This window comes from Dolichospermum sp. LEGE 00246 (assembly GCF_015207865.1).
Lineage (GTDB): Bacteria > Cyanobacteriota > Cyanobacteriia > Cyanobacteriales > Nostocaceae > Dolichospermum > Dolichospermum heterosporum.
Map to the genome: position 1 here is coordinate 1 of NZ_JADEWA010000673.1, position 1,984 is coordinate 1,984.

2 protein-coding genes are annotated in these 1,984 nt (G+C 35.2%); one reads left to right on the top strand and one right to left on the bottom strand.

Annotation, left to right across the window (positions count from 1 at the left end):
* A partial coding sequence (locus IQ228_RS25415) for a nitrate ABC transporter ATP-binding protein (RefSeq protein WP_193964923.1) occupies window positions 1-707 on the top strand: 707 nt, incomplete at its 5' end.
* Between the two features lie 317 nt (window positions 708-1,024).
* Here the strand turns inward: IQ228_RS25415 and IQ228_RS25420 are convergent.
* Window positions 1,025-1,891, bottom strand: a complete 867-nt coding sequence (locus tag IQ228_RS25420) for a hypothetical protein (RefSeq protein ID WP_193964925.1) — start codon at window positions 1,889-1,891, stop codon at window positions 1,025-1,027.
* Window positions 1,892-1,984 lie beyond the last annotated feature (93 nt).

The window sequence follows — 1,984 nt, forward strand, 5'->3', positions numbered from 1 at the left end:
ATGTTAATTTGACCATTAATGAAGATGAATATATTTCTGTAATTGGTCATTCTGGTTGTGGTAAATCCACATTATTAAAAATAATTGGTGGTTTTGAAAAAGCTACATCTGGTTCAGTTCGCTTAGATGGAAAAGAGATTCGTAAACCAGGAGCCGATAGAATGATGGTATTTCAAAATTATTCATTATTACCTTGGTTAACTGTCCGCGAAAATATCCGTTTAGCAGTAGATGAAGTTTTGAAAAATGCCAATCGTGCCGAAAAAATTAGCATTGTCAATGAACATTTAGCAATGGTAAACTTAACCCCAGCCGCAGATAAATACCCTGATGAAATTTCTGGAGGAATGAAACAAAGGGTTGGTATTGCTAGGGCTTTAGCAATTCGTCCTAAAATGTTATTAATGGATGAACCTTTTGGGGCTTTGGATGCCTTAACTCGTGGTAAATTACAACGTCAAGTATTAGATATTTGGGAACATCATCGTCAAGCAGTCATGATGATTACCCATGATGTTGACGAAGCAATCTATATGTCAGACCGAATTATTTTGATGACGAATGGACCATCGGCAACAATAGGAGAAATTTTAAAAGTTCCTTTTGAACATCCCAGAGATAGAATAGCCATGCGTAACTCCACAGAATATTTTGAACTTCGCAATCATGCTCTGAATTTTCTTGATCAAAATTTTACACCAGAGTAGGGACAAACCCCCCGGTTGTTGCCCAGATTTGCTTAAATTTTTGGCGTTGCTGATAGCCTGCGTGGCGTAGCCATAAGTAATCGGACAAAAATATTTACAGTCATTGCGAGCGAAGGGAAGCAATCACAACCCCTGCGATTGCTTCATTTCGATTCGTTCCATTCCCAATAAAATTGTGTAATTAATTCTGTCTCACTACTTATCGAGGTATGAAATTCCCAAATTGAACCTTTAAAACTCAAACCTCAGTGCGTGATTGCGCCTTGGCGTGAGACTAAAATTCATACCCTTAATCAGCAACGCCAAATTTTTGTTCCCTAATTACCAGAGACAACTTTTAAGCCCGGAGAGTTTAAAATTTCAGTATTATCTTTTCTCACTATTAAAGTGGAGGTAGAATTTCCATCTTCAGTTATAGGTTGTTCTAAAATGTAGACATAATCCCCATTTTTCCAACCTGTAATACATTTACCATCTCGACAGGAGACTTTACCACCTGTTAACTGGAGACATTTACCATTAGTATCACATCCTTGATAACTGACATCTCCCGTACCATTAACTCCATTCCAAGAATCAGTATTACTCAAAGTAATTGTCCATTTATCATTACTTAAAGTTTGTGATTTACCACTTTGGGAATTACTGCTTGGTGATTTTTCCTCTACACCTGCATTTACAACTTCCATTTTTGTAATAATGGATTCTTTGCGAGTTTTACCACAAGGTTCTGCACTTTGACAATCACTCACTGATTGGATTTCATAAACGGCATTAACTTTTTTATTTAACACCTTTTTTTCATCAGCACACATTTCAAAAGTCGCTCCAACATTGTGTTCAATTCCTTTTTTATCTACTAAAGTGACGTAACACATTAAATCACCATTGACTAATTTTGTAACCGTTCCCTCCTTGGGTTTTATACTTATACCCGTTTTAGTATTTTTATCTAGATTATTACGAAAAAATTTTCTCTTATGTTCTTTATTATCTTTATTTCTTTGTGTTTCTGATGCTTGTTTATCTTCTTTTTCACTGACTGCTACTGGAGAAGTTTCCGTTGGACTTTCAGTAACACTATTACTCGAATTTTCTTGAACTGCAACCTTGGGTGTGTTACCACAACCTATCAAAGATACATAGCTAAGAATGACAGCAATTACGGGAATTAATTTTTTCATGGTGAAGTTACAATAGTGGAGAATATTCCCGTATTTTAACATAAACCTAAATTATACTTTTAATATTTATCGAGAATTTTCACATATATAAAT

What these genes read in the sequence shown, in the direction of transcription:
- IQ228_RS25420 (WP_193964925.1), bottom strand. Translation starts at nt 1,891, where the DNA reads ATGAAAAAATTAATTCCCGTAATTGCTGTCATTCTTAGCTATGTATCT.